At 64.9% G+C, this 25,193-nt stretch carries 26 protein-coding genes; 10 read left to right on the forward strand and 16 right to left on the reverse strand.

Annotation, left to right across the window (positions count from 1 at the left end; all coding sequences use genetic code 11):
- The first annotated feature begins 6 nt into the window (after positions 1-6).
- The 6 genes from fabG to gmk all read left to right on the forward strand — a co-directional run bounded on the left by fabG (position 7) and on the right by gmk (position 5,729).
- Positions 7-744: a 3-oxoacyl-[acyl-carrier-protein] reductase gene (fabG, locus tag V1280_RS03490; protein WP_027535227.1), complete on the forward strand. Its 738-nt coding sequence runs from the start codon at positions 7-9 to the stop codon at positions 742-744.
- A gap of 310 nt (positions 745-1,054) precedes the next feature.
- The gene (locus V1280_RS03495; RefSeq protein WP_008130699.1) at positions 1,055-1,294 is read left to right on the forward strand and encodes an acyl carrier protein; all 240 of its coding nucleotides are present in this window, start codon (positions 1,055-1,057) and stop codon (positions 1,292-1,294) included.
- 108 nt (positions 1,295-1,402) lie between these two features.
- The gene (gene fabF, locus V1280_RS03500; RefSeq protein WP_148770976.1) at positions 1,403-2,668 is read left to right on the forward strand and encodes a beta-ketoacyl-ACP synthase II; all 1,266 of its coding nucleotides are present in this window, start codon (positions 1,403-1,405) and stop codon (positions 2,666-2,668) included.
- A 125-nt stretch (positions 2,669-2,793) separates the two neighbouring features.
- Positions 2,794-4,068: an endolytic transglycosylase MltG gene (gene mltG, locus V1280_RS03505; RefSeq protein WP_334519023.1), complete on the forward strand. Its 1,275-nt coding sequence runs from the start codon at positions 2,794-2,796 to the stop codon at positions 4,066-4,068.
- Positions 4,069-4,178: 110 nt separating this feature from the next.
- Positions 4,179-5,066 carry a YicC/YloC family endoribonuclease gene (locus tag V1280_RS03510; RefSeq protein WP_334519025.1) on the forward strand — a complete coding sequence of 296 codons (888 nt, stop codon included), beginning with the start codon at positions 4,179-4,181 and terminating at the stop codon, positions 5,064-5,066.
- Positions 5,067-5,069: 3 nt separating this feature from the next.
- Positions 5,070-5,729 carry a guanylate kinase gene (gene gmk, locus V1280_RS03515; RefSeq protein WP_334519027.1) on the forward strand — a complete coding sequence of 220 codons (660 nt, stop codon included), beginning with the start codon at positions 5,070-5,072 and terminating at the stop codon, positions 5,727-5,729.
- Here the strand turns inward: gmk and V1280_RS03520 are convergent.
- From V1280_RS03520 to V1280_RS03530, 3 genes are all read right to left on the reverse strand, one after another.
- The gene (locus V1280_RS03520; protein ID WP_334519029.1) at positions 5,662-6,906 is read right to left on the reverse strand and encodes a hypothetical protein; all 1,245 of its coding nucleotides are present in this window, start codon (positions 6,904-6,906) and stop codon (positions 5,662-5,664) included. The genes gmk and V1280_RS03520 overlap by 68 nt on opposite strands.
- A gap of 152 nt (positions 6,907-7,058) precedes the next feature.
- Positions 7,059-7,574, reverse strand: coding sequence for a hypothetical protein (locus V1280_RS03525; protein WP_334519031.1), 516 nt, complete (start codon positions 7,572-7,574; stop codon positions 7,059-7,061).
- Between the two features lie 39 nt (positions 7,575-7,613).
- Positions 7,614-8,960 carry a caspase family protein gene (locus V1280_RS03530; RefSeq protein WP_334519033.1) on the reverse strand — a complete coding sequence of 449 codons (1,347 nt, stop codon included), beginning with the start codon at positions 8,958-8,960 and terminating at the stop codon, positions 7,614-7,616.
- Positions 8,961-9,829: 869 nt separating this feature from the next.
- Here V1280_RS03530 and V1280_RS03535 point away from each other — a divergent pair.
- Positions 9,830-10,327, forward strand: a complete 498-nt coding sequence (locus V1280_RS03535) for a helix-turn-helix domain-containing protein (protein WP_334519036.1) — start codon at positions 9,830-9,832, stop codon at positions 10,325-10,327.
- A 17-nt stretch (positions 10,328-10,344) separates the two neighbouring features.
- On the opposite strand, the gene V1280_RS03540 is transcribed toward V1280_RS03535, so the two are convergent.
- The 13 genes from V1280_RS03540 to lptF form a co-directional block, all read right to left on the reverse strand.
- A complete protein-coding gene (locus V1280_RS03540) occupies positions 10,345-11,250 on the reverse strand; it encodes a transglutaminase family protein (protein WP_334519039.1) in 906 nt (301 codons plus the stop codon).
- 166 nt (positions 11,251-11,416) lie between these two features.
- Positions 11,417-11,638, reverse strand: a complete 222-nt coding sequence (locus tag V1280_RS03545; RefSeq protein ID WP_334519042.1) for a hypothetical protein — start codon at positions 11,636-11,638, stop codon at positions 11,417-11,419.
- Positions 11,639-11,699: 61 nt separating this feature from the next.
- On the reverse strand, positions 11,700-11,876 hold the full coding sequence (locus V1280_RS03550; protein ID WP_334519045.1) for a hypothetical protein: 177 nt from the start codon (positions 11,874-11,876) through the stop codon (positions 11,700-11,702).
- 35 nt (positions 11,877-11,911) lie between these two features.
- Entirely contained in the window at positions 11,912-12,103 is a 192-nt protein-coding gene (locus V1280_RS03555; protein ID WP_334519048.1) for a hypothetical protein, read from the reverse strand.
- A 98-nt stretch (positions 12,104-12,201) separates the two neighbouring features.
- Positions 12,202-12,612, reverse strand: coding sequence for a phosphonate metabolism protein PhnM (locus tag V1280_RS03560; RefSeq protein WP_334519051.1), 411 nt, complete (start codon positions 12,610-12,612; stop codon positions 12,202-12,204).
- A gap of 498 nt (positions 12,613-13,110) precedes the next feature.
- Positions 13,111-13,338 carry a hypothetical protein gene (locus V1280_RS03565; protein ID WP_334519054.1) on the reverse strand — a complete coding sequence of 76 codons (228 nt, stop codon included), beginning with the start codon at positions 13,336-13,338 and terminating at the stop codon, positions 13,111-13,113.
- A 108-nt stretch (positions 13,339-13,446) separates the two neighbouring features.
- Positions 13,447-14,505: an alcohol dehydrogenase gene (locus V1280_RS03570; protein WP_334519057.1), complete on the reverse strand. Its 1,059-nt coding sequence runs from the start codon at positions 14,503-14,505 to the stop codon at positions 13,447-13,449.
- A gap of 22 nt (positions 14,506-14,527) precedes the next feature.
- Positions 14,528-15,385 (reverse strand): 16S rRNA (adenine(1518)-N(6)/adenine(1519)-N(6))-dimethyltransferase RsmA, encoded by an 858-nt coding sequence (gene rsmA / locus V1280_RS03575; RefSeq protein WP_334519059.1) that lies wholly within the window; start codon positions 15,383-15,385, stop codon positions 14,528-14,530.
- Complete coding sequence (gene pdxA, locus V1280_RS03580) at positions 15,385-16,407, reverse strand: 4-hydroxythreonine-4-phosphate dehydrogenase PdxA (RefSeq protein ID WP_334519062.1); 1,023 nt, start codon at positions 16,405-16,407, stop codon at positions 15,385-15,387. Before pdxA ends, rsmA begins: the two co-directional genes overlap by 1 nt.
- Positions 16,407-17,351, reverse strand: a complete 945-nt coding sequence (locus tag V1280_RS03585; RefSeq protein WP_334519065.1) for a peptidylprolyl isomerase — start codon at positions 17,349-17,351, stop codon at positions 16,407-16,409. The genes pdxA and V1280_RS03585 overlap by 1 nt, the downstream gene beginning before the upstream one ends.
- 69 nt (positions 17,352-17,420) lie before the next feature.
- Positions 17,421-19,907, reverse strand: coding sequence for an LPS-assembly protein LptD (locus tag V1280_RS03590; RefSeq protein ID WP_442895104.1), 2,487 nt, complete (start codon positions 19,905-19,907; stop codon positions 17,421-17,423).
- On the reverse strand, positions 19,907-21,004 hold the full coding sequence (gene lptG, locus V1280_RS03595; RefSeq protein WP_334519068.1) for an LPS export ABC transporter permease LptG: 1,098 nt from the start codon (positions 21,002-21,004) through the stop codon (positions 19,907-19,909). The genes V1280_RS03590 and lptG overlap by 1 nt, the downstream gene beginning before the upstream one ends.
- Positions 21,001-22,170, reverse strand: a complete 1,170-nt coding sequence (lptF, locus tag V1280_RS03600; RefSeq protein WP_334519071.1) for an LPS export ABC transporter permease LptF — start codon at positions 22,168-22,170, stop codon at positions 21,001-21,003. The genes lptG and lptF overlap by 4 nt, the downstream gene beginning before the upstream one ends.
- A gap of 342 nt (positions 22,171-22,512) precedes the next feature.
- Here lptF and V1280_RS03605 point away from each other — a divergent pair, with 342 nt between their 5' ends.
- From V1280_RS03605 to V1280_RS03615, 3 genes are all read left to right on the forward strand, one after another.
- Positions 22,513-24,012, forward strand: coding sequence for a leucyl aminopeptidase (locus tag V1280_RS03605; RefSeq protein WP_334519075.1), 1,500 nt, complete (start codon positions 22,513-22,515; stop codon positions 24,010-24,012).
- A gap of 6 nt (positions 24,013-24,018) precedes the next feature.
- Complete coding sequence (locus V1280_RS03610; RefSeq protein ID WP_334519078.1) at positions 24,019-24,471, forward strand: DNA polymerase III subunit chi; 453 nt, start codon at positions 24,019-24,021, stop codon at positions 24,469-24,471.
- 166 nt (positions 24,472-24,637) lie between these two features.
- A complete protein-coding gene (locus V1280_RS03615) occupies positions 24,638-25,138 on the forward strand; it encodes a hypothetical protein (protein ID WP_334538160.1) in 501 nt (166 codons plus the stop codon).
- Positions 25,139-25,193 lie beyond the last annotated feature (55 nt).

Raw genomic sequence — 25,193 nt, forward strand, 5'->3', positions numbered from 1 at the left:
TTTTCCATGTTCGATCTGACTGGCAAAAAGGCGCTCGTCACCGGCGCGACCGGCGGCATCGGCGGCGCGATCGCGCAGGCGCTGCACGCGCAGGGCGCCACCGTCGCGATTTCCGGAACGCGCAAGGAAGTGCTGGATGAGCTTGCCGGCAAGCTTGGCGAGCGCGCCCTCGTGCTGCCCTGCAATCTCTCCAAGGCCGACGAGGTCGAGGCGCTGGTCCCGGCTGCAGAAGCTGCAATGGGCCAGGTCGATATTCTCATCGCCAACGCCGGCATCACGCGTGACAATCTGTTCGTTCAGCTTCGTGATGAGGATTGGGACGAGGTCATCAACGTCAATCTGACCGCGACCTTCCGCCTGGCGCGTGCCGCCACCAAATTGATGATGCGCAAGCGCTTCGGCCGTATCATCGCCATCACCTCGGTGGTCGGCGTCACCGGCAATCCCGGGCAGGGCAATTACACCGCGTCGAAGGCCGGCCTGATCGGCATGATCAAGACGCTCGGTGCCGAATACGCCAAGCGCGGCGTGACCGCGAACTGCATCGCGCCCGGCTTCATCAAGACGCCGATGACGGATGCGCTCAACGACAAGCAGCGCGAGACGATTCTGACCAAGGTTCCGGCCAATCGCCTGGGGACGCCCGAGGACATTGCGGCGGCCGCGGTCTACCTGAGTTCGAACGAAGCAGCCTACGTCACCGGCCAAACCATCCATGTCAACGGCGGCATGGCCATGATCTGACACGCCGTTCCGCACTGCCCACATGGGCGGGGCAGGATGCGGCAAACGGCCGTTTCCGGAGCGAATTGAGGCTTGTAGTCAAGGCAGTTGAAGTATGATAACCGGACCTTCAACGGATGGGCAAAGAACGCCATTGCAGGTTTTTGAAACCCTGTATATTGGCGATGCGGAGCCTTGGCCGTCGTTCGCCGGGTCTCCATCGGTTAAGGTGGGACCAAATCAAAGTTCGTAAGCGAAGGCAGTCAACGACCACGACGGCTCGTATCGTCCCGGGGGGTCGGGTCTACAGGGAACAACACGAGGTTATGCAATGAGTGACATTGGCGAACGGGTTAAGAAGATCGTGGTCGAACACCTTGGTGTTGAACCCGAGAAGGTTGTCGACGCAGCGAGCTTCATCGATGACCTCGGCGCCGACAGTCTGGACACCGTCGAACTGGTGATGGCGTTCGAAGAAGAATTCGGGTGCGAGATTCCGGACGACGCCGCGGAGACGATTCTCACCGTCGGCGACGCTACGAAGTTTCTCGAGAAGAACGCGAAGAGCTAAGGCTCTTCATTTTCGCGGGGACAACATTGAAACCGGACGGGCCGCTTCCCAGCGGTCAGCCGGTTTCTTGTTATTGGCCGTGAATCTTTCGATTCGGAGTTTTCGGATATGAGGCGGGTTGTCGTCACTGGTCTCGGCATGGTGTCGCCACTCGGCTGCGGCGTCGAGCCGACCTGGAAACGCATCCTCAATGGCGAAAGCGGTGCGCGCAGGATCGAGAGCTTCGATGTCTCCGATCTGCAGACCAAATACGCCTGCACCGTCGTGCGCGGCGACGGGTCGAACGATACCTTCAATCCCGATATCTGGATGGAGCCGAAGGACCAGCGCAAGGTCGACGACTTCATCATCTTCGGCATGGCCGCGGCCGGCCAGGCGCTCGACGATGCCAACTGGCATCCCGAGTCCGAAGAGGACCAATGTGCGACCGGCACCATGATCGGCTCGGGCATCGGCGGCCTCAACGGTATTGCCGACACCGCTATCCTGCTGAAGGAGCGCGGCCCGCGCCGGGTGTCGCCGTTCTTCATTCCGGGCCGCCTGATCAATCTCGCGTCCGGCTATGTCTCGATCAAGCACGGGCTGAAGGGGCCGAACCATTCGGTGGTCACGGCCTGCTCGACCGGCGCCCATGCGGTCGGCGACGCCGCCCGCCTGATTGCGCTGGGTGACGCCGACGTGATGGTCGCCGGTGGTGCGGAATCGCCGATCAGCCGCATCGGCATTGCCGGCTTCAATGCCGCGCGCGCTCTCTCGACAGGCTTCAACGAGACGCCCGAGAAGGCCTCGCGTCCCTATGACAAGGATCGCGACGGCTTCGTCATGGGCGAGGGCGCCGGCGTCCTCGTCCTGGAGGAGCTCGAGCACGCCCGGCGCCGCGGCGCCAGGATCTACGCCGAGGTGATCGGCTACGGTCTGTCGGGTGACGCCTATCACATTACGTCGCCGTCACCCGACGGCAATGGCGGCTTCCGCAGCATGACGGCCGCGCTCAAGCGCGCCGGCCTTACGGCATCCGACCTCGATTACATCAACGCGCACGGCACTTCGACGCCGCTTGGCGACGAAATCGAGCTCGCCGCGGTGGAGCGGCTGCTCGGCAATGCCGCCTCCAAGGTTGCGATGTCGTCGACCAAATCGTCGACCGGCCATCTGCTCGGCGCGGCCGGCGCCATCGAGGCGATCTTCGCCATCCTCGCGATTCGCGATAATGTCGTCCCGCCGACCATCAACCTGGACAATCCGTCGGTGGAGACCGCGATCGATCTCGTGCCGCATAAGGCGAAGCAACGCGAGGTGAACGTCGCGTTGTCGAATTCTTTTGGTTTCGGCGGTACCAATGCCTCGGTCATCGTCCGGCGCCTGACCCATTAGTTTGTGTTTGCGACGAATCCACCGTTTTGCCGTATTCGGCGATAGTCATGTCTGTGGGCGCGTGCATTTGGCTCGGCAAGTGATTGTCAGGCTGCGATTGAACCGGCAGGATTCAGGTTGCATCGATGAGTGAAAGGCCGCCCATTTCGCCCCGGAGTCCGCGGGCAGCGCTCGAGCCCGAGCAGGTCCCGCCCCCCCCGAGGCGTTCGGAGCGGGCCCGCAATCCCTTTGTCGTGGTCGGCAACGCCATCATCACCCTGCTGCTGATCGGGATGCTCGGCACCGGCGGCGCCTATTATTACGGCCGGCAGGTGCTCGAGGCGCCGGGGCCGCTGAAGGAAGACAAGATCGTCAACATCCCGCAGCGCGCGGGCAAGCGCGACATCGCCGAGACCCTGAACAAGGAAAGCGTGACCGATGTCAATCCGTGGGTGTTCATCGCCGCGGTGGCCGCGCTGAAGGCGAGCTCGGACCTGAAGCCGGGGGAATATTCGTTCCAGAAGAACGCATCCCTGCGTGACGTCATCGCCACCATCGTCGAGGGCAAGGTGGTGCAGCATTCCGTCACGATTCCGGAGGGCCTCACCTCCGAGCAGATCGTGGCACGGTTGTCCGACAACGACATCTTCACCGGCAGCGTGCGCGAATTGCCGCGTGAAGGCACGCTGCTGCCGGAGACCTACAAGTTCCCGCGCGGGACCCCGCGCGACCAGGTGATCCAGCGCATGCAGCAGGCGCACAAGCGCGTGCTCGCGGAGATCTGGGAGCGCCGCAGCCAAGACCTTCCGGTCAAGACTCCGGAGCAGCTGGAGACGCTCGCCTCGATCGTCGAGAAGGAGACCGGCAAGCCCGACGAGCGTAGTCGCGTCGCAGCCGTGTTCGTCAATCGGCTCAAGCAGAAGATCAAGCTGCAGTCCGACCCGACCATCATCTACGGCCTCGTCGGCGGCAAGGGCACGCTCGGACGCCCGATCAAGCGCAGCGAGATCACGCAGCCCTCGCCCTACAACACCTATGTGATCGAGGGCCTGCCGCCGGGCCCGATCGCCAACCCCGGTCGCGCCTCGCTGGAGGCGGCAGCCAACCCGGCCCGCACCCGCGACCTCTTCTTCGTCGCGGACGGCTCGGGCGGGCACGCCTTCACCGAGACCTACGACGCGCACCAGAAGAACGTCGTCAAGCTGCGCGCGATGGAGAAGCAGATCCAGAACGACACGGTGGAGCCTGCCGATGACGCACCGGCGCCGGCCGCTGCGCCTGCGGCCGCAGACACGGCGCCGACCGCGACCACGCCCAAGCCGACTCAGCAGAAGAAGCCGCCGGCTGCTCGGCCCGCCAATCCGGCGGCGCCCGCCCGGCAAGGCGCCGTGCAGCCAGTGCCGCCGGTGATCCAGCGCTAGCGCAGGCCTGCCTACGGGACTTTGCGGATTACACTTTCCCGCAAAATAGTCTTAAGATTCGCGTGGCCTGATGGCCTTGCGAATCCTTTGTTTCCGGAGAATTTGACCTGATGGCGCTGTCGTCCATGACCGGCTTTGCCCGAAGCCACGGCGCGAGCGGGCCGTATACGTTCGAATGGGAATTGAAGTCGGTCAACGCCAAGGGCTTTGACTTGCGGGTGCGGCTGCCGCAGGGGTTCGACGAGCTCGAAGCCTACGCCAAGAAGCGCTCCGGCGAGCTGTTGTCGCGCGGCACCGTCTACGCCAATCTCACCGTCAAGCGCGCCAATGCCGCGGCCTCCGTCCGGGTCAATGAGGACGTGCTCAACGCCGTCCTGAAGGCCGCCGCCGTCATCGCCGGCAAGGTCGATGCGGTCGCGCCGAGTGTCGACGGACTTCTGGCCATCAAGGGTGTCATCGAGGTCGCCGAGCCCGAGGGCGACGAGGACGAGGACAAGGCCGCGCGGGCCGCCGCGGCGGACGCCTTCGACAAGGCGCTCGCCGAACTCGTCGAGATGCGCAAGCGCGAGGGCACCTCGCTCGGGCAGATCTTGGTCCAGCGGGTCGACGAGGTCGAGCAGCTTGCGAAGAAGGCGGAGGCCGCGCCGGGCCGCAAGCCGGAGGCGATCAAGGCCAGGCTCGCCGAGCAGATCGCCGCGCTGCTGGACACCTCCGACCGTTTCGATTCCGACCGCTTGATGCAGGAGGCGATCCTGATCGCAACCAGGGCCGACATTCGCGAGGAGCTCGACCGCATCGCCTCCCATATCGCGCAGGCGCGCGAGCTGATCGGCAAGGGCGGCCCGGTCGGGCGCAAGCTCGACTTCCTGGCGCAGGAGTTTCACCGCGAGGTCAACACCTGCTGCTCGAAGTCGAACGACATCGAGCTGACCAATACCGGGCTCGCCATGAAGAACGTGGTCGAGCAATTCCGCGAGCAGGTCCAGAATCTGGAGTGATCGATGACGACGGGCGGTCAGGGCACTGACGGTGTCGAGCGGCGCGGGCTGATGTTCGTGCTGTCCTCGCCATCGGGCGCGGGCAAGACGACGCTGTCGCGTCTTCTGATGGACCGCATGCCGGGTCTGCGCATGTCGGTGTCGGCGACGACGCGGTCGATGCGGCCCGGCGAGGTCGATGGCCGCGACTATCTGTTCGTCGACAAGCCCAGGTTCGACGCCATGGTGAAGGGCGACGAGCTGCTGGAATGGGCCACCGTGTTCGACAACAGCTACGGCACGCCGCGTGCGCCCGTCGAGGCCGCGCTGTCGGCGGGGCAGGACGTGCTGTTCGACATCGACTGGCAGGGTACGCAACAGTTGCGCGAAAAAGCGCGCGCGGACGTCGTCAGCGTCTTCATCCTGCCGCCGTCGGCCGGCGATCTCGAGAAGCGGCTGCACTCGCGTGCGCAGGATTCCGACGAGGTGATCCGCAAGCGGATGAGCCGCGCCAGCCACGAGATGAGCCACTGGGCCGAGTACGACTATATCGTCATCAACCACAATGTTGATGACGCCTTCGCCGAGGTGCAGTCGATCCTGAAGGCCGAGCGCCTCAAGCGCGAGCGGCGGACTGGCCTCGTGAGCTTCGTGCGAGGGCTGCAAGGTCAGCTTCAAGGCTAGCAAGGTCAGCTTCAGGGCGAGGCTGCGTCAGCCGCGGCCCTTCCGTCGCCAGCCGCTCCAGCATCGCCGTAATGATGTCGATGTCGGCCGCACTTTCGTCGCGCGGATGTTCGTGTTGCGCGTCCGCGTCGTGCTCTGCAGGCTCTTCGTGGTGGATGTCGTCGGCCGCAAGCTGAGGCGCCGGGGCCTCGATCTCGAACTCGCCGTCGAAATAGTCGATCCCGGTCTCTTCAGGCTCTGCTGTCGCAATCTCAACGGAGCGGCCCTGCGCGGCGATCCGGCTAATGGCGCTGGAGAATGCGGCGATCTGCGGGGCTTCCACGCGCATGGCGTCGAAGTCCACCGGAAGCGGCCGGTCCACGCGCGGCGCCGGCTCGGCATGCCAGGGCGCGCGGCTGTCGTTCTCATCCTGCCCATGATCCCAGTTCACGCGGCGATCGGCCGCCCGGGCGCGCGCGCGTCGACCGGCGAAGCGATAAATCACGCTGGCGAGGAGGCCGGCGAGCGCCAGCGCGCCGCCGATGACAAGCAGCAGCATCTGCACCGAACCGGTCGGCTTGTCGGCGGGCGCGTCGGCCGCGGCGAGCGTCACCGGGGCAGGGGATGCGGCCGGCTTTGTGCTCGGCTGCGCGGAGGCCGTTGCAGGTACGGCAGCCGTTGCGGGTGAAGGCTGCGGTGCGGGCGACGCAGGTGCGGCGTCGGGCCAGCGCGTGGCGACGGCGGGCTGCGCTGCATTGGCATCAGGGGTGCCGGGAGCCGGCTGCGTTGCGGCTGCGGCCGGCGCCGGCGGGCTCGCTCCGGGGCTGGTCTGCGCGATGTATTCAGCACGCGCGTTCTGCACCGATGGCGGCGAGGCTGGAGCCGCATTCGGCGCATCGGTCGTCGCCTGCGCGCTTTGTGTCGCCTTGGCGCCTTCCTTGGCGCCTTCGGCGCGCAGATACCAGCATTGCCGCTTGGTCCCGCGCTCCACCCGATAGAACCAGTGCTGGCCCTGCGGCGCGGCACCCTTCGGCGAGGCGAGACAGTCGGCTGCCGTATTCTCCGTGCTTGCGGTCGCCGGCGCCGCGGTTGCGGTCGCAGGTGCACTTGGCGCGTTCTGCGAAACAGCGGCCAGTGGTGCGCCGGCAATGATGCTGCCTATCAGCGCGGATATGAACTTCGCGGTGCGGTTGCCCATCCTGGTCTCCCGTTTACGCATGACGCAACTCGATACCTTTCCTTTCTCAACAAAGAGTTAGGTGGCAATGAGCCGCAAATCCGGAGAGGATGTGGCTTGAATTGGGCCCGCGCGGTGTTCGTTCCACCGCGAATTCAGGCTTTTTGCCGGCGCTATTGCTTGCTCGCGGTCCAGGTCCCCGAGCAGCCGTCGGAACGGCGGAAAGTGCCGGAACCGCTGCGCCCGAACAGGCGGCCGGCGCCGGTATAGGTGATGCCGCCTTCACCATGTCCGAACGTGTGCACCGAGCCATTCGGGCTGACGGTCCCGCTGACGCCTTCGGCGATCACACGGCCCGAGGTCACGACGGTCGCGCCGCTGGTCGTGCCGCCGCAACCGACACTGGTGACGGCCCAGGCGCCGTCGAAGCTGCCGCCACCACCACCACCTCCTCCTCCGCCGCGCCGCGACGACGAGCGTTGTTCGTCAGCGGCCGGCTTGCTGCGGCGCTCGGATGGCGCGGGTTCCGCGGAGCGGCCTGAAGAACTATCCTGGCGCGAGCCGGACAGCGTTTTTTCGTCGTTGCCGATCGAGCCGCCGGCGCTGCCGGATTGCGCGAAGGCCGAAGGAGCCGCGAGGGCGAGCAGAAGCGAGGCGAGGGCAAACTTGCGGCTTGCGATGTTCGACATGAGCCAGAAATCCATCATGATGAAAAATCAGAGGCAAAATCAACGACCGGAGCCGTCGGCACAAACGCTTCCAATAATGCGGCAAGCTTTGCCAGCCTTGCCGCAATCGTCAAGCGCGGCATCCTTGGCGCGCTGCACGCTATCGCGCTGGACCAGCGACCAGGACTTGTCCGAGATCGCGAAGGCGCCGCAGCTTTTGCCGTAGAAGGAGAGCTCGATCGGACATTTCGCGCCTCCGCAATTGCCGCGCGCATCCGCCACCGCCGCGCGCCGCGAGGCATGGTTCCAGGAGATGCCCCATTTGTTGCCGTCGGGGCCATAGACGATCGAGCCCCACGGCTTGAGATCCTCCATCTTGCGCATCCGCAGCAGCAGGCCTTCGGTCGCTTCACCCGTCGGCGCCATCGAAATGCGCTGCTGCAGCTTCGTGATGGCGCGCGTCAGCCCGTCAGGCGTATCGGGGTCGAAATTGAGCTCATAGAGCCGCTCGTTCAATTCGCTGAGCAGCGCGGCATCACGCAGCGGCACGCGGTCGGGATCGGCGCGCAGGCGATCCGACGGCAGCGGATCGGGCTGCATCGCCGCGACCTGCGGCGGCGCGGTCTGCGTCGGCGGCACGAAGTAAAAGGTGCCGTCGATCGGCGAGGACGACACCCAGGGCTGCTGCGCACCTGAGGTGGCGCGCTTCACGGCGAGGCCGACCTGATTGAAGGTCTGGAACACATCGAGGCCTGCGGTCCGGACCGTCGCGGCCAGCGCCTTGGTATAGGGGCTGTGACCGTCGCTGCCGTCTTGCGCAACATTGCCGGGCTGTGTCGCGTAGGAGATCAGCGTGCCCTCCGGCGCGCGCATCTGCGCGAGACCACCGTCAGAGGAACGCAGCCCACGTGAGCCAAGGGGGTTGTTGCGGCAGGCATCAAGGATGACGAGGTTGAGCCGCGTGCCGGAGCCCTGCATCTGCCGCAGTACCAGGTTCACGTCGGTCATCTGGAAATCGACGTCGGCCTCGCGCGTCGGATTGGCGCCGACCGGCACCAGATAGTTCGAGCCCGCGACCTGCACGCCGCGACCGGCATAATAGAACAGCGCGACGTCGGCGCCCTGGACCTGCCGGCCAAAGCTCTGCACGGCGATGTCCATCGCCCCCTTGTCGAGATCGAGCTGGGCACGGCCGCCGACGAGGGTAAAGCCGAGTGTGCCGAGCGTCTCCGCCATCAGGCTCGCGTCCTTGGACGGGTTGTCGAGCGGCGTGATGTTCTTGTAGGCGGAGTTGCCAACCACCAGCGCGATGCGCTTCTCGGCCGATGCCGGTTGGAGCGCGACGGTGAGCGTGGCCGCGGCGAGCGCCGCCAGCACCAGGACGCGATTGAAAATCCTCGCGTGCATCAAAAAACCCCCACAGCAATGCCGGCAATCTACCAGCCGCGCGCGCTGGCGAAAAGCGGTGCGACATTCTGTACGGTGCCTGCCTGTGCGCATTGCGGCCGGGAAGGGGCCATGGCTCATCATTCTCGCGGCAGGTTTTGCCCGAGCTGTTCGGTCGTCGCACCGCCCGATGGAAGCCAAAGGGCGCAGGGAAGGCCGGGCGCCGGCGGCACCCGGGATCCGTGCGCAACAGAAGTGCACACGGGGTGGATCACAGGTGATGCCGGTCGCCCGGCCTTCCCTGCGCGGATGGTTTTAACGGTGTCCTTCGTGCTCTCCCCGGGGAGCGATGCACTATTGCCCCCGTCGCGTTGCGGATGGCTGATGCGCGTGCCCGGTCGGGCCGCCACATCACCGCAAGACTTGACGCACAGACCCGGGCGTCAGGACCACACGACTTCTCCGTCCGCGGACGGTTTCGCCTGAGAGCCAGAGGCTCGCGTGTGCTCACCCCCGGCCACCGACGAACCCGCTGTGACCGCGCCGTGTCGTGCCGCGTTGCGTGAGGACTCACGGTTGCCCGCCCTGTCATCCCGCAATCCGCGCCGGCGCTACCGCGTCCACCGCAACCCAACCCGCATCTCGTGACGATCGCGAAGCGCCCCTTTGGCAGGGCCGGGATGAGGGATATATGCCATAAATCCGAAATTCGGGAAAGTGGAATATTTTTGCTGGGAGGGATTGACGAGGTGTTTCGCCCGGCGGGGCTGCGGATGCAGTTCCATCTTCACGATGTCGAGGCATGGGCTCCTTCAGCCCAATCAGCCTATCCGGATGCAGCAGATACGCTGTAAGCTGGCGTTCGCGATCACAATTGACGGAACTTGGCCATGACCCTTGAGTCCGACAACAGCAACTCGGGTGGCCCGTCGACATGGACGGTGGCGGGTGATGAGTTCGTTCTTCTTGACGCCGTGAAACCGCCAGCCCGTATTGAATTGGCACGGGAGCGCATGCTTCTAAGCCGGCTTTATCTCGGCTTGATCCGCAGCATCAATGATGATTATGGCGCCGACTTCGTCCGGCAGAATGATAGTGCGACGTTCCGCACCATCGGCATCTACCTATTCCTGCGAACGGCGATGTGCTCGCCGGTGCGAGCAAACACAGTCGCCCAGGCACTGAAGCTGCCGCGAGCCACGGTGCTGCGGCGGCTGGAAGAGATGATCAAGCAGGGTTATGTCGAGCGCATCGGCAACGCTTATCGCGTCACCGACAAGGTCAATATCCCCGATCTGCAACGCCGACTGCAGCAGCGGATCGACATGATCCTCGAGACAGCCCGCGAGCTGTCCAAACTGAGGATCACTGAGGGTTCAGCGCATTGAGGCCGTGCGGTCCGCCGTCAGCCCTCGGACGAATCGCGGATGTCGCCGATCTTGTGCACTGTCACGTTGACTGACATGCCGGCATAATCGCCGGCGTCTCCGAACCACGAGCCTTCGAGCGGGATCGCCTGGGCGGGATGGCGCGCGACTGCGACCGGGATGAGGTCGAAGCCGGCATTGATCTGGTTGGTCGGATCGTAGTCCAGCCATCCGGCACCAGGGAGAAACACCTGCACCCATGCATGCGTGGCACCGGAGCCGGTCGCGCCGACGGCACCGCCGTCAAGCGCCTGATCGTAGAGATAGCCGCTGACGAAGCGGGAGGCGAGGCCGAGGCGGCGCAGCGTCTCGATCATCAGCCAGGCGTAGTCGCGGCAGGTACCGGATCGCTTGCGCAAGGTTTCGCCCGGAGCTTGCGTGCCTTCCGACTCGCGGGCGCTGTAGCTGAAGGATTCGCGAAAGGTCCGCAACAGCCGGTGCAGCACGTCGGTGGTCTCGTCCTTGTCGCCGGCGACGAAACTCTTCGTCCACGACGCAAGGCTGCCGTCGGGATCGTCGGCGTGCGGACGCAGATAGCCGGCGAGGTCGGTCCATTCGTCGGGCGAGTATTGCACGGGAATTTGCTCGGCGCGGGCGGCCAGCGGAAAGGACTCGATGCCCTTGATGCCGAAATACACGCCGCGCACCTGAAAAATGATGGTCAGCTCGCTGGCCAGTTCGCTGAATTCCATCACTGTCACAGTGTTGGACCTCGCATCGGTGGTCCAGTGGACTTTCGAAGGCGGGTTGGTTCTCGCGGACCAGCCGAGGAGGCGGGCACAGGCGCCGCGTCGCGGCAGGAACATCGCCCGATGCGTCCCGAACGAAACCGGCTTCGTGTACCGGTACGTGGTCGTGTGCGTGATCTCGCCCAGCATCGCCATGGCGACCTCCCTCGGGCGGCCTGACGACGTTTTGCCCGTGCCTCAAGGCGACCCGGCAATGACGACGCCCACTTGATCTAGATCAAGGGCGGCGGGACGCGATCCGACTCAGATGCCTCCGTCCAGGGCCGCACGAACTGATCGCGCGGCAGGCAATAGTGCATCCTCACCTCCAGATGCGCGCGAGCGCGAGGGCGAGAATTCCCATTACGCCGCTGATCAATCCCACCATCGCATAGGACTCCGCGAACACGCCGGTCTGGATGAAGACCTGGCAGGCGATGGCGACACAGATGGCGGTGAGCAGCAGGCAACCGCAGCCGACGATGATCGAAAGATAGCGTATCGCGGTTGCGACGGGCCTGGCGGGGGATGTGGAATCGGTCATGCCAGATGATAACGGCGTGGTTGGCACCGCGTTCCGGCGCCATCGCGCACGTGCAAGAGCATCACTTGCCTGCGCAGCAATCGACCAGCGCGCGCCAGATGCGCTGGATCTCGACTGTCCGCTGAAGCTCGAGGACGTGGTTCTCGCTGGCGTGGGGGGATTGTGTTGCGGAGCGGAGTTCGCGCGGTGCGATCCAGCGTTCGGAAATCGGATCGTACCATTTGCCGAGATTGACCAAGTTCGTGTCTCCTCTGTTGATCCCCCTTGGTTTGCCTATCCCATACGCCGGTTGCTGGTGTTTTGCGTGAGATTGCCGTGGGCGGCCTGCTCACGGATGTTCTGCTTCTCGTCGTCGCGATGGCCCTTGGTGGTGTCGACGGGAACAGTCGGCGCGCTGCCGGCGCCCTTGTGACTCCGGTTCTCGTTGGGAACTGGCTGCACCGTTTTTGTCAGCGGCTTCGTCATGCGATTCGGACTCAGTCGTTGCCTTGACGAGAGGCCAACGCGCGGCTGGTTCGCGGTGTTCCAACTTTCAGGGCGAAGTGATGGGGGGACGCGCAGCTCTAGTGCTTCGAAGCGTCCTGTTCGCCGGATGACGATCCGTCGGCTGACGTCTGATTCGCGCGGGGATCTTTCAAGACGGTTTCGAGGGAGTGTCCGTCACCTTCCGCCTCGGCCTGTTGCCGCGACTTGCGATACTTCCCGATCATCCGCTTGATGTCGTCGACGGCTTCCAGCAGAGGCGGCGTCAGCGAGAACAGCGCACCCAACGCAATGGCGATGATGGTGTGGCGCACCGAGACCTTTTCGTCCTCATCGTAGGCGTAGGCATTTTGCCCGATCGGGACAGGCGCGAGCCCGCTCGACGAGCGCGGCTGGCCAGATTTCCGCGGCTTGCGCGGCGGGATCATGACCACGACGAAGAGGACGTTGATCAGGAGCCAGATGCCCAGAATGACAAGAACGGTCCGCATTCCACTCAATACCGTAGGTGATGCAATGTGCTGTCGCCTTATGCAGGTATTGAACGGCCGTTCGCATCACAATGCAAGTTGTGCTTTGGTTTTACGCAAGTTTCGGTGAACCGGCGGCTATCGGAATTTGGCAGGTCGGGTGGTAGCGCCGGGATCCATCCGCGGAACTGGGGCGGCGCAGGCGTTCGAGTCCTGCCAATCCTGCGGCCGCTGCGTTAACGAAACCGCCGGATCACCATCGATCGAAAAATTGGCGCCGAATGTGGCGAAGCGTGCTGCGTTGCACCCGGGCCACGCCTCGAACTCTGTTCTCGTCCGGAGAACTACGGAATTTCGAAATAGAGCGCGCGCTCTGTTCACGAGTGAACATAGGGCGGGCGGATCGGATTAGCGTTCTCGGTGCCGAGCGACGGCCCCGTCCGCTCTGCCCGACGACCCGCCGGCCTTCACCCTCACACTGCCGCCAAGCCGGCGGTGCGAGGGCACCGCTTGCCGCCGCTACCCGAGGCGCGCCTCGCGCGCCGCCGACATGCGGTTCGTGCGCCGGTAGGCGTCGATCGCCCTGTTGGCGAGCATCAGCGGCCGGCGCTCGCCGGTTTTGAGCTGCGCTTCGATCGCATCGAGGAGGCTGTTCGCGGAATTGTCAGGCGGGCCCAACTCGCCGCTCTTCTCGAGGAAGCTCCAGGCGATGAAGAATGCGCTCTCGACGGTGCAACGAATGGACATGCGCTGCCAACGCAGTGCAGCCGCAGCCGTTCCGCGCCTTGCGTGAATTCCGAGTTAATGAGCAAACGAAAGCTGCGGCGGGACGCATATCCCGCCGCCGCTCGAAACTCAGTTCTTCAGCACGATACGGCCGACCACGTGGCCTGCGCGCAGTTCGTCGATCCATTTCTGGACATCGCCCATCGGCTCTTCGCGCATCGGCGTCGGCTTGATCTTGCCGGCGCGGGCGAGCGCCATCAGCTCATGCGCCTCGGCAAGCGTGCCGACCATAAAGCCTTCGACCGTGAGGCGCTTGTAGACCCATTGCACCATCGGCAGTGTGAACTGACCACCCATCAGGCCGGAGACCACGACCTTGCCGCCGCGCGCGGCAACCGCGACCGCGAACGCCATCGACTTTTCGTTGCCGGCGAAATCGACGACCTCGTCAAACCCGCCGTCGGTCTCCCTCAGGATGCGCTTGATCATTTCGGGCTCGGACGGATCGTAGGCGTTGGCCGCGCCGTTCTTCAGCGCGGTCTCGCGCGCGGCCGGCGAGAGATCGGCGACCGTGATCGGCTGCTTGAACATCGCGCGCGCAAACGACAGGCCCATCATGCCGACGCCGCCGAGACCGATCAGCAGCAGATTGCGCTGACGCGGACGATCGACCAGGCGCTTGAGCGCGCCATAGGCGGTGACGCCGGAGCACATCAAGGTCGCGGCCTGGTTGACGGGCAGCGGATCGTAGTCGAGCAGATATTTTGCGTCGGGCACCAGCACGTGGGTGGCGAAGCCGCCGTCGATGGAGACGCCGAGGAAGCGCTGCCTGGCGCAGAGGTTCTCGTCGCCGTTCTTGCAGTCGCGGCACTGGCCGCAGCCGATCCAGGGAAACACCGCCTTCTTCGAGCCGACGAGACCCGCCGGCACGTCGGGGCCGACTTCGTCGACGACGCCGGCGATCTCGTGGCCGAGCGTGAAGGGCAGCGTCATGCCGCGCGTGGTGTCGAGCTTCTTGCCGCCGCCGAGATCGGCATAGCCGTCCTGGATGTGCAGGTCGGAATGGCAGAGGCCACAGCGCTCGATGCGCACCAGCACCTCGCGTCCCTGCGGCTTGGGCGTATCGACGATGGTCTCGCACAAGGGCGCATCGAACTTGACCAGCGACTGTCGACGCATCAACGCCATATTCCTTCCTCCGAAATTCCGATTATTGAGCCTCGCTGCGTATATCCGCCAATTCACGCGCCATGGCAACAAAGCCGGAGATGGGGATGGTCTCGGCACGCCGCGTCGCATCGACGCCGGCGGCTGCCGCGAGCCGCGCGGGATCGATACCGAGTGATTTCAGACTTTGGCGCAGCATTTTCCGGCGCTGACCGAAGGCCGCGGCCGCGACCTGTTCGAGCATCTTGCGATCGCAGGGTAGCGGCGCTGCGCGCGGCACCAGGCGCACGACGGAGGAGGTGACCTTCGGCGGCGGCACGAAGGCGGATGGTGAGATATCGAACAGGATCTTCGTCTCGCAGCGCCAGTTGGCGAGCACGCCGAGCCGGCCATAGGCCTCCTCGTCCTCGCGCGCGACGATGCGCTCGCCGACCTCGCGCTGAAACATCAGCACCATCATGTCGTACCAGGGCGGCCAGGGCTCGGTGGTGAGCCAGCCGATCAGGAGCTGCGTTCCGATGTTATAGGGCAGGTTGGCGACGATCTTCGCGCGCTCTCGCCCGAGCAGCGGACGCGGATCGAAGGTCATGGCATCGCCATGCACGATCTCGAGCCGGCCGGGATAGCGCGCGGAGATATCATTCAGCGCCGGGATCGCGCGCTCGTCATGCTCGATCGCGATGACGCGTCTGGCGCCGAGTGAGAGCAGCGCCCGTGTCAGTCCGCCCGGGCCCGGGCCGATCTCGACGATGGTGCTGTCTTCGAGCGGCGCTGCCGCGCGCGCGATGCGCGCGGTGAGATTGAGATCGAGCAGAAAGTTCTGGCCCAGCGATTTGCGCGCCGACAAAGCGTGCTGGCGAATGACCTCACGGAGCGGCGGGAGGTCGTCGATCGCGCTCATCAGCTGTTTGCAGCCGCCATGCGGCTGGCAAGGTTGAGCGCCGCGATCAGGCTCGCCGGATTGGCTTTGCCGGTGCCGGCGATGTCGAAGGCGGTGCCGTGATCGGGCGAGGTGCGGATGAAGGGCAGGCCGAGCGTGACATTGACGGCGTCGTCGAACGCGACCGTCTTGATCGGGATCAACGCCTGGTCGTGATACATGCAGACCGCGCAGTCATAGGTGTTTCGCGCGGCTTCATGGAACATGGTGTCGGCGGGCAGCGGTCCCCTGGCGTCGATGCCGTCATTGCGCAGGACCTTGAGCGCCGGCGCGATCACGGTCTGCTCCTCATGGCCGAGCGAGCCGTCCTCGCCGGCATGCGGATTGAGGCCGGAGATCGCGATCCGCGGCCGGGCAATGCCGAAGCGGGATGTGAGCTCGGTCGCGACGATGCGCACGGTCGAGACGATGAGCTCGCTCGTGAGCTGGCTCAACGCTTCCCGCAAGGAAACGTGGATCGTCACCGGCACCACGGCGAGCCGCGGCGACCACAGCATCATCACCGGCTGCGGCAGGTGGCCATCGAGGCTCGCGAGCTCGGCGAGGAATTCGGTGTGGCCGGGATGACGGAAGCCTGCGCGGTAAAGCACGCTCTTGGCGATCGGGTTGGTGACGACGGCACTGGCGCGGCCGGCGCGGACATCGCTGACCGCCTGGCGGATCGAGGCGAGGGCTGCCGGTGCACTCGAGGCGTCGGGCTTACCGGGTGCAGCGGTCGCAGGCTCGCCGGTCGCAACCACGGGCAGGGCGTCGGCAAAGGCGGTCTCGGCATCGCCCGGGCTCACCGCGGCGATCCTGATCTCGGCGCCCAGCGTCTTGGCCAGTTCCTTGGCGCGCTGCGCGATCAGCGCCTCGTCACCGAGCAAATAGAAGGCGGGAAGGCCGAGCTCGCGGCGCCTGAGCCAGGCCGCAATGGTGATGTCGGGGCCGATGCCGGCGGGCTCTCCGAGCGTCAGTGCAAGGGGCTTTGCGGGAGCGGCCATCAGTGGTTGCGATATTCGATCATCGCCGCTTTGCGGAGCTCGTCGAGATAGGCCCTCTGGGTCTTCTCGTATTTCTCCGTATACATCTTCTCGCGGATCTCGCGCTTCTTCGGCGTATCGATCGTGGTCGGCTTGCGCGAGCAAAGCACGACCATCTCGATGCCGGACTTGGTCACTTCGGGCGCCGTGAGGTGGCCGATCGCGGTGTCGTCGAGCACCTTGCGCAGCGCCTCCGGCAGGTCGGCGGTGGTCTTGGTGACGCTATCGCGGATGGTGGCGTTCGGCGTCGAGCGGAACAGCGAATTGGCTTCCTCGCAGCTTCCGACACGCGAGCGATATTGCTCGGCTTCCTTCAGGCGCGTCTCCTGGAAAGCCGCGGACGAACCGCGCGGCACGATCAGCACGATCGGCTGCATCTTGTATTCGGTGCCCTCGACCTGCAGCTTCTCCTCGCCGCCTTCGCGCACCTTGTCGGCGACGTCCTTCTCGCCGACGATCAGCTTCTCCTTGAAGCGGCCGCGCACGAGGCTGGTCCAGACCATCTCGGACCTCATGCGGTTCTTGAGCGTTTCGGGGCGCACGCCCTTGCTCTCGAGCGATTTGGTGAGCTGATCGGGCGAGATGCGCATGCGCTGCGCCATGCCGTCGTAGGACTGGCCGATGTCGGAAGCGCCGGGATCGACGCCGTATTTCTTGCCTTCCTTCAACTTGATCTTGTCGTCGATCAGCACGTTGATGACGTCCTGCCGGCCCGGGGTCTTCTGCGTCGTCAGCTGCTCGAGCTTGGAGCGCTGCTCGATGTCGAAATCGGTGATGGGATCGCCATTGACCATGACGACGATGTTCTGCGCGCGCGCGGGTGCGCCGGCGAGAACCAGTACGGCGGCCAGCACGGCGCCCAGCACGAGGAGGGGGAGGCGGAAGACAGGCAATCGGGTCGTCATGGTTGTCGCTCGCATGTCAGCCGAGATGGTCCTGTGATCGGGAACAGGCGGCCGGCATTTTGGACGGGTTCACTGGTAGCCGGCGGTGCCGCTGGACCCGGTCGAGGTCGCCAGCGTGCGCAGGCCGATCTGGAACATGAACGCGTGGCTCAGGACGGGCGGTGTGGTGCCCGCCGAATAGCTATACGAAGTTACATAGTTCGCCGCCAGCACGAAGCAATCGTCGACGTAGCCGGCGCCGAGCACATATTGGTTGATCTTGTTGGCCTCGAGGTCCCAGCGCGCCGAGCCCGTCACCACCCAATTGGTCGCGACCTTGATCGAGCCTGATGTCAGGATGCCCTCGCGGCGGGTCAAATAGCCGAGTTCCGGCTGCGGCGCGTAATTGCCGTACAACACGCTGACGGACCAGCGATTGAAGTTGGCGCGGCCTTCCGCTTCGAAGCGCTGGATGTTCCAGGTCTGCTCGTCCATGCGGGAGCGGACACTGAACGTATAGGTGCTGTTCGGCGAGTAGGCGGCGCTCGCCACATAATCCGAGCGCGGCTTGTCGAGGCCGGAATTGATACCGGTATTGATGGAGTCCTGCACCGCGTAGGAGTTCATGCCGAACAGCTGGTAGGACTGGCCGAACACCACCTTGACGGCGCCGCCCTTGTCGAACTGCGTGGTCGACTGCACGCCGACATTGGCGCGGCCGCCGCCTTCGACGCGGTCGTAGCCGGAGAACTTGTCGACGCTGAACAGGTTGGAGGCGTCGAACACCATGCTCTGCGCATCCTCGTTCGGGAGCTTGCCGGCATAGGTCTCGTTCGGGCGGATGATGATCTGCGCGATCGGCTCGATGGTGGTCGAGCCCCAGGGCTGAACGTTGATGAAGGGATAGCGGTATTCAAGGCCGACGGTCGGCATCAGGCGGAACGCCTGGGTGTCGCCGACGGGCAGGTAGTTCGACACGCCCGGCTGGTTGGAGACGTCCGAATTGATCGCATCGGCGCGCAGGATCGCGAACGGCGTCCAGATCTCGCCGAACGGATCGGTAAAGGACTTGCGCCACTGCGCCTCCGCCGTCAGGCGGGTGTAGGTGCCGGGGAAGCCGCGCAGCAGGCACTGCGACGGCGTGCGCGCGAGCGGATCGGCGGAGGTCGTCGTGCACAGGCCGTTGGTGTTGGCCGCCGTCGTGATCGGATCGAACACCGCGTCGTTGCGCGTCAGATTGACGAAGTTCGTCTTGTAGGAGACCTCGCCGCCGAAGATCGGATAGTTGAGCACGTTCGAGTAGTCGATCACGGGATAGACGACCGGGACCTGCTGCTGGTTGCCCGAGAAGCTCGTCCAGTACATCGTGCGCGCGTCGAAGAAGCTGCGATTGCCGACGCCGGTCAGATAGAGCTGCGAGATCGCATCGGTCGGCAGGTTCAGGAACGAGCCGAGCGGATCGCGATAGGCCGCCAGGCGGTAGTCCGACATGAAATAGTAGTCGGAGAGCAGGACGCCGTCCCAGCCCCAGACCCATTTGTCGTTCAGCGCGAACTGGCCCTTGGTCTCGATGCCGCCGCGGAACTGGCGGTCGCCCGGCTGGCCGGCGAAATTGCCGGGGTTGAGCTGGTCGATGCCGTAGACGCGAACCTGGTAGGCGCCGTCCATCAGGCGCTGGCGGAACTCGGCCTGGAACAGCACGCCCTGCTTGGAGGTGATGCGCGGACTGAAGGTCGCGTCCATGTCGGGCGCGATCGCCCAGTAGAACGGGACTTCGACGCCGTAGCCGAACGCCGTGTAGGAGGTGAAGCCCGGCATCAGGAAGCCGGTCTTGCGCTTCACGGTCGGATCGGGCGTCGAGAAATAGGGCATGTAGGCGAGCGGCACGCCGAAGAATTCGAGCTGCGCCGTCTCGAAATACAGCATCTTCTCCTGCTGGTCGTGGATGATGCGGGCACCCTTGACCTGCCAGAGCGGAGGCTTCTTCGGATCGTCCTTACACGGCGCGCAGGCCGTGTAGACGCCGTTCTCGAACACCGTGTAGTTGCCGCTTGAGCGGTCGGCGCGGGTCGCGGCCATGCGGGTCTGGTCGGCGGTGTCCACGCGCAGCGAATCGACGAAGCCGTCGCGGTAGTCGTCGGAGAGATCCAGGATCTCGGCATAGGTGATCTTGCCGTCGGCATCCGTCATGCGGATGTTGCCTTCGGCATGGAGCCGCTTGGTCTTCTGATCGTAGATGACCCGGTCGGCCTCGACGCTGGTGCCGTTGTAGAACAGCTGGACGTTGCCGACCGCGGAGACGCGCGAATTGTTGTAGTCGTAATCGACCTCGGTCGCCTGCACGAGCATCTGCCCGTCATTGGCGGCCTTCGGTGGCGTCGGACGCGGCGGCCGCGGATTGTAGGTGTAGCTCTGGGCGTCGGCCGGCGTCACCGCGGCAAGATCAATCATGCCGGCGAGCGATACGGTCGCGATCAGGGCGAGCAGGAGTCTGCGGGCAGACAAGCCATACCCGTTCGCGCGCACGAGGGTGCGCAACGCTAAACCAGATATGTGTCCTCGGCGGACGGCCGTCACTATCCGTCCTCCTGATACAACAAGGCCAAAAAGCCGGTGAGGCCGCCCACCACCACGGGCAACCACGCCGCAGCGATCGGATGCATCAACTCAGCCTTGCTCAAGTCTTCAGTCACTTTCGACAAAACGTAGAGCAGAAAGCCTGCGCCCACGCCACTCAAAACCATCTTCTGTACGCCGCCCATCCGGAAGAAGCGCAGCGACACGGAGGCCGCGAGCATCACCATGGCGGCGAGCAAAAACGGCTGTGCCAGCAGCTTGTGATACTGGAGTCGATATCCGGCTGTCGCGAACCCCGAGCTCTCCGATGAGCGGATGTAGGTCGGTAGTTGCCAAAAGGACACAGTCTCGGGTGTGGAAAAGCTGTTGCGGACCTGCGCTTCGGTCAACGTCGTCGGAATCTCGAGGCTGGCCTGGTCGATCGGTGGAGCATCGAGCGAGAAGCGGCGCACGCCCTTGAACAGCCAATGGCCAGACTCGAGCGTCGCCTCGCGCGCCTCGACCCGCTCCTTGAAATGCTGCCCTGTGTCAAACCGGAACAGCGTGAGCCCCGTCAGCCGGACGCCCTGCTGCTCGCTGCGCGCCGCGTTGATGATGGTCTGGCCGTCGCTGGTCACCTGGTTGAGCCAGAAGCCCGAGGCGTCCTGGATGCCGCCGCCGGGCGCCGAGCCGAACAGCTCGGCTTCCATGCGCTTGGATAGCTCGCGCAGGTTAGCCGACATCGGATTGTAGGCGACGGTGGCGATCACGCCGATCAGGAGCGCGCTGCCGAGCGCGGGCGAGATGAACTGCCAGGCCGAGATGCCGGCGGCGCGCGCCACCACGAGCTCGAGCCGGCGGGAGAGGGCGAGATAGCAGGTCATGGCGCCGATCAGCATGCAGAACGGCGTCAGCTTTTCCAGCAGTTGCGGCACCCGGAACAGCGAGGTCTCGGCCACCATGATCGCGGACGCCGACACCAGCCCTGAGGTCTTGCGCACCATCTCGATGTAGTCGACCAGCACCAGCAGCAGGAAAATGCTCGCGAACACGCCGAGTGCGGCGACCACGAAGCGGCCGGCGAAATAGCGCCCGAGCGTGTTGGTGAGCATGCTCATGCGGCGGCCGGCCGTCCGAACAGCCGCGCGATCCGCGCATTCGATCTGTTGATGGCCTCCATCAGGCCGGCAGGCGGCTCGACTACGATACCGCCGACGATCAGCCACATGCCGGCGCCGATCGCGGCCACCAGCATCGCGTATTGCACGGCGGCGGCGGCCGGCGACTTCACCGCCATCACCGAGCAGGCAAATCCGGCCATGCGCAGCCCGAACACCGCGACCACCGAGCCGCCCATCGAGAAGTTGCGGCTTTGGCGCGTGGTGCGCGGCGCTCCGAGGAAGGCGAAGGTCAGTGCCGCAAACGCGAACGGATAGAGCGGCGCCATCAGGCGGTCATGCAGCTCGGACCAGAACTGGCCAGGCACCGCCTTGTAGACGGGATCGTCCTCGGATGGCGAGAACAGCTCCCAGAGATAGCGTTCGCGAATGCCGAGTGTGACGTCGTGGCCCTGGTTGCCGAACTTCGACATGTCGAAGGCGTTGCTGACGAATGTCACCAGTGCAGGGTCGCGCTTGCCCACCTCGAAACGCTGCAGATTGCCGTCTCTCAGCACCAGGAACGTTCCGTTCTCGTTCTTCACGACATCGCCGTGCTCGGCGACGATCGAGACGCGCTCGTTCGGATCGCGGCGGTCGTCGATGAAGATGCCGGCGAGGATGCCGCCGGGCAGCCGCTCGCGAATCCGGATCGTGAGATTCTTGTCGAGCTGGGCGAAGCGGCCCGGCTGCAGGACGTTGGTGAGCACGTCGGCGGTGATCTCGGCGTCCCATTGCTTGATCCGCCGCATGCCGTCGGGGGCGAGATAGGCCGAGATGAAGGCGACCAGCAGCGCCACCACGCAGGTGGCGTAGAAGAACGGATAGAACAGCCGGAACGGCGAGAAGCCGGCGGCATTCATCACGATGATTTCGGAATCGGTCGCGAGCTTGTTCAGCGTGTGCGAGATCGCGATCATCAGCGCGATCGGCGAGATGATCAGGACCAGCGCCGGGATCACGAGACTGGTGATGCCGAGGAAGGTCAGGATGGTCTGACCCTGGCTCGTCATCAGGTCGATGCCGCGCAACGCCTGCGTAATCCAGATCACGCCGGTGAGGCTGACCAGGACGAGCGCAAACGACGCCAGCGTCGTGCGGAAAATATACCTGTCGATTGACCCCATGCGCTACCGCACGAATCCCACCAAAGCCCCAACGCGCGCACCGGAATTCCGGCTGTCCGACCAATCCCGTGACGGGGATCCCCAAGGTCGGCCAACCCACCTCTTCCGGAGGCTTACATTCTCACTACCATCCCTTTGATCCGTCAACAAAATGGCCGACCCATGGCACCCTCAACATATGGTTAATATTTCCCTCGTTGTGGCCTCGCTGCCACGGGCGGTGCTTGGCATCGACCGCGCTTCTCGCCCATAGTGGGGAGAGACGAGTGAATCGCCGTTCAGGTCCGGCCTTCGGCCATGCCCGCGGATCGGCAAAAAGTCCCATTTTTCGAGGAGTTACCCATGTCCGATGCCATCAAGGTCGGCTTCGTCCCGTTGGCCAGTGCCGCCCGTGGCATCCTGATCGTGTTCTGCGACGACGCTCTGAAGGTCGGCCCGGCGACGGCCAAGGCGCTGGGCGGGGCAGCCGAGCTCGTGAAGCGGGCGGCGGCGGCCGGCTCATTCAAGGGCAAAACCGGCGCCGCCCTGGACATCCTGGCACCCGAGGGTCTGAAGGCCGAGCGCCTGATCGTGATCGGGACCGGCAAGGAATCAAGCCTGAAGGGCAACGACTTCCTGAAATTCGGCGGTATCGCCGCCAGCAAGCTCAAGGCGGGAAGCGCTGCCATGACCATCGTGGCGGAACTGACGACCGGCGCCATGACCAGCGAGCAGGCGGTCGCGATCGCCTCCGGCCTGCGGCTGCGCGCCTACAAGTTCGACCGCTACAAGACCAAAAAGAAGGACGGCGAGGAGGGCGTCCTGCGCGCCGACGTCTCGCTGGCGGTCGGTGATGCCGCCGCGGCGAAGAAGGCCTTTGCCTCGGCCGGTGCGGTCGTCGACGGCGTCATCATCGCGCGCGATCTCGTCAACGAGCCGCCGAACGTGCTCTTTCCGGAGGAGTTCGCGCGTCGCGCGAGCCAGCTGCGCAAGCTCGGCGTCAAGATCGAGGTGCTCGACGTCAAGGCGATGCAGAAGCTCGGCATGGGCGCGCTGCTCGGCGTCGGCCAGGGCTCGGCGCGGCCGAGCCGCACTGTGATCATGCGCTGGGACGGCGGCAAAAAAGGCGAGGCGCCCGTCGCCTTCGTCGGCAAGGGCGTCTGCTTCGACACCGGCGGCATTTCGATCAAGCCGGCCGGCAGCATGGAGGACATGAAGGGCGACATGGGTGGGGCTGCCTGCGTCGTCGGCCTGATGCACGCGCTCGCGGCGCGCAAAGCCAGGGTCAATGCGGTCGGCGCCATCGGCCTCGTCGAGAACATGCCCGACGGCAACGCGCAGCGGCCGGGTGACATCGTCACCTCGATGTCGGGCCAGACCATCGAGATCATCAACACCGACGCGGAAGGCCGCCTCGTGCTGGCCGATGTGCTCTGGTATGTTGCCAAGAAGACCAAGCCGAAATTCATGGTGGATCTGGCGACGCTGACCGGCGCGATCGTGGTCGCGCTCGGCACCGATCATGCCGGCATGTTCTCCAACAATGACGAGCTCGCCGAGCGCCTGCACGCGGCCGGCATCGAGAGCGGCGAGAAGGTCTGGCGCCTGCCGCTCGGTCCTGAATACGACAAGCTGATCGATTCCCAATTCGCCGACATGAAGAACACCGGTGGCCGGCACGGCGGCTCGATCACGGCAGCGCAGTTCCTGCAGCGCTTCGTCGACGGCACGCCCTGGGCCCATCTCGACATCGCCGGCACCGCGATGGGCGCGCCCAAGACCGACATCAACCAGAGCTGGGCTTCGGGCTACGGCGTCCGGCTGCTCGATCGCCTGGTGGCAGATCATTACGAGCGCAAATGACGCAAGATGACTGAAGTGCTCTTCTACCATCTGCAAAACATGACGGTTGAGAACGTCTTGCCGCCGCTTCTCGAGAAATCGCTCGAGCGCGGCTGGCGCGTCGTGGTGCAGTCGACCTCGCCGGAGCGCGCCGATGCGCTCGACGCGCATCTATGGACCTATCGCGACGATTCCTTCCTGCCGCACGCGACATGGCGCGTGAACGATGTGGCCGAGCAGCCGATCGTGCTGGTGATCGAGGCGACCAACCCGAACGGCGCCAATGTCCGCTTCCTGGTCGACAACGCCGCGTTGCCGCAGGACACGGAGGCCTATGAGCGCATGGTGCTGCTGTTCAACGGCGACGATCCGGACGCGCTTGCGGCGGCCCGCAGCATATGGACGGATTGCAAGACGCGCGGATTTGAGGTCACCTATTGGCAGGCGGACGAACGGGGCCGGTGGCAGCGGCGGAATTAGCGGTCGCTTGCAATTAATGATAATTTGGACTTTCCCGGGCAAACTGGTTTCGGCCACCTTCGTGCCGCAAAGTGATGTTGGGACAAGCGCTTAGGGCTACTCCTTGACGTGGGGAATTTAGTTTATCGTGCGACATCAAAAGCTTCCAAAGTCGCTCATAGTTGCGTTGGCCGCTGTCGCGCCGCTGATCGCGGGCTGCTCGGGCGGAACCGATCTGCTGGCGTCTGCCAAAGACGCCGAATGGTTCAACAAGCCGAGCCGCCTGTTCATCAAGAACATCTCGATCGAATCGCCGCCGCTGACCCCCGACAAGCCGGTGGGCGCTGAGGATCTCGTCAGCGCCGACGGCGGTTGCCCCGGCATGGCGCCGCCGCCTGGACCCGCCGACGCCAATGCCTCGACGACGGCGCCTGCGCCGATGGGCGGCACGGTCGCGCTCGGCCACACCGAATGCGACGTGGTGCGCGGCATCGGCGCGCCCTCCAACGTCAATCTTTCCAGCGATGCCGCGGGGCGTCGCGTCGCGGTGGTCACCTGGACCACGGGTCCGCGCGCGGGCATCTACACGTTTACGTCCGGACGCCTGTCCGCGATCGAGGGCACGCCAGAGGCGCCGGTCGTGCCGAAGCCAGTGAAGCCGAAGGCGAAGAAGAAAGCGGCGACGTAACACGTCGTCGGCTTTCGGCTCTGAAGCCGGTTGCTTCCATCAACGCGATCAGCCG

It is taken from the genome of Bradyrhizobium sp. AZCC 2230, from assembly GCF_036924495.1.
GTDB lineage: Bacteria > Pseudomonadota > Alphaproteobacteria > Rhizobiales > Xanthobacteraceae > Bradyrhizobium > Bradyrhizobium rifense.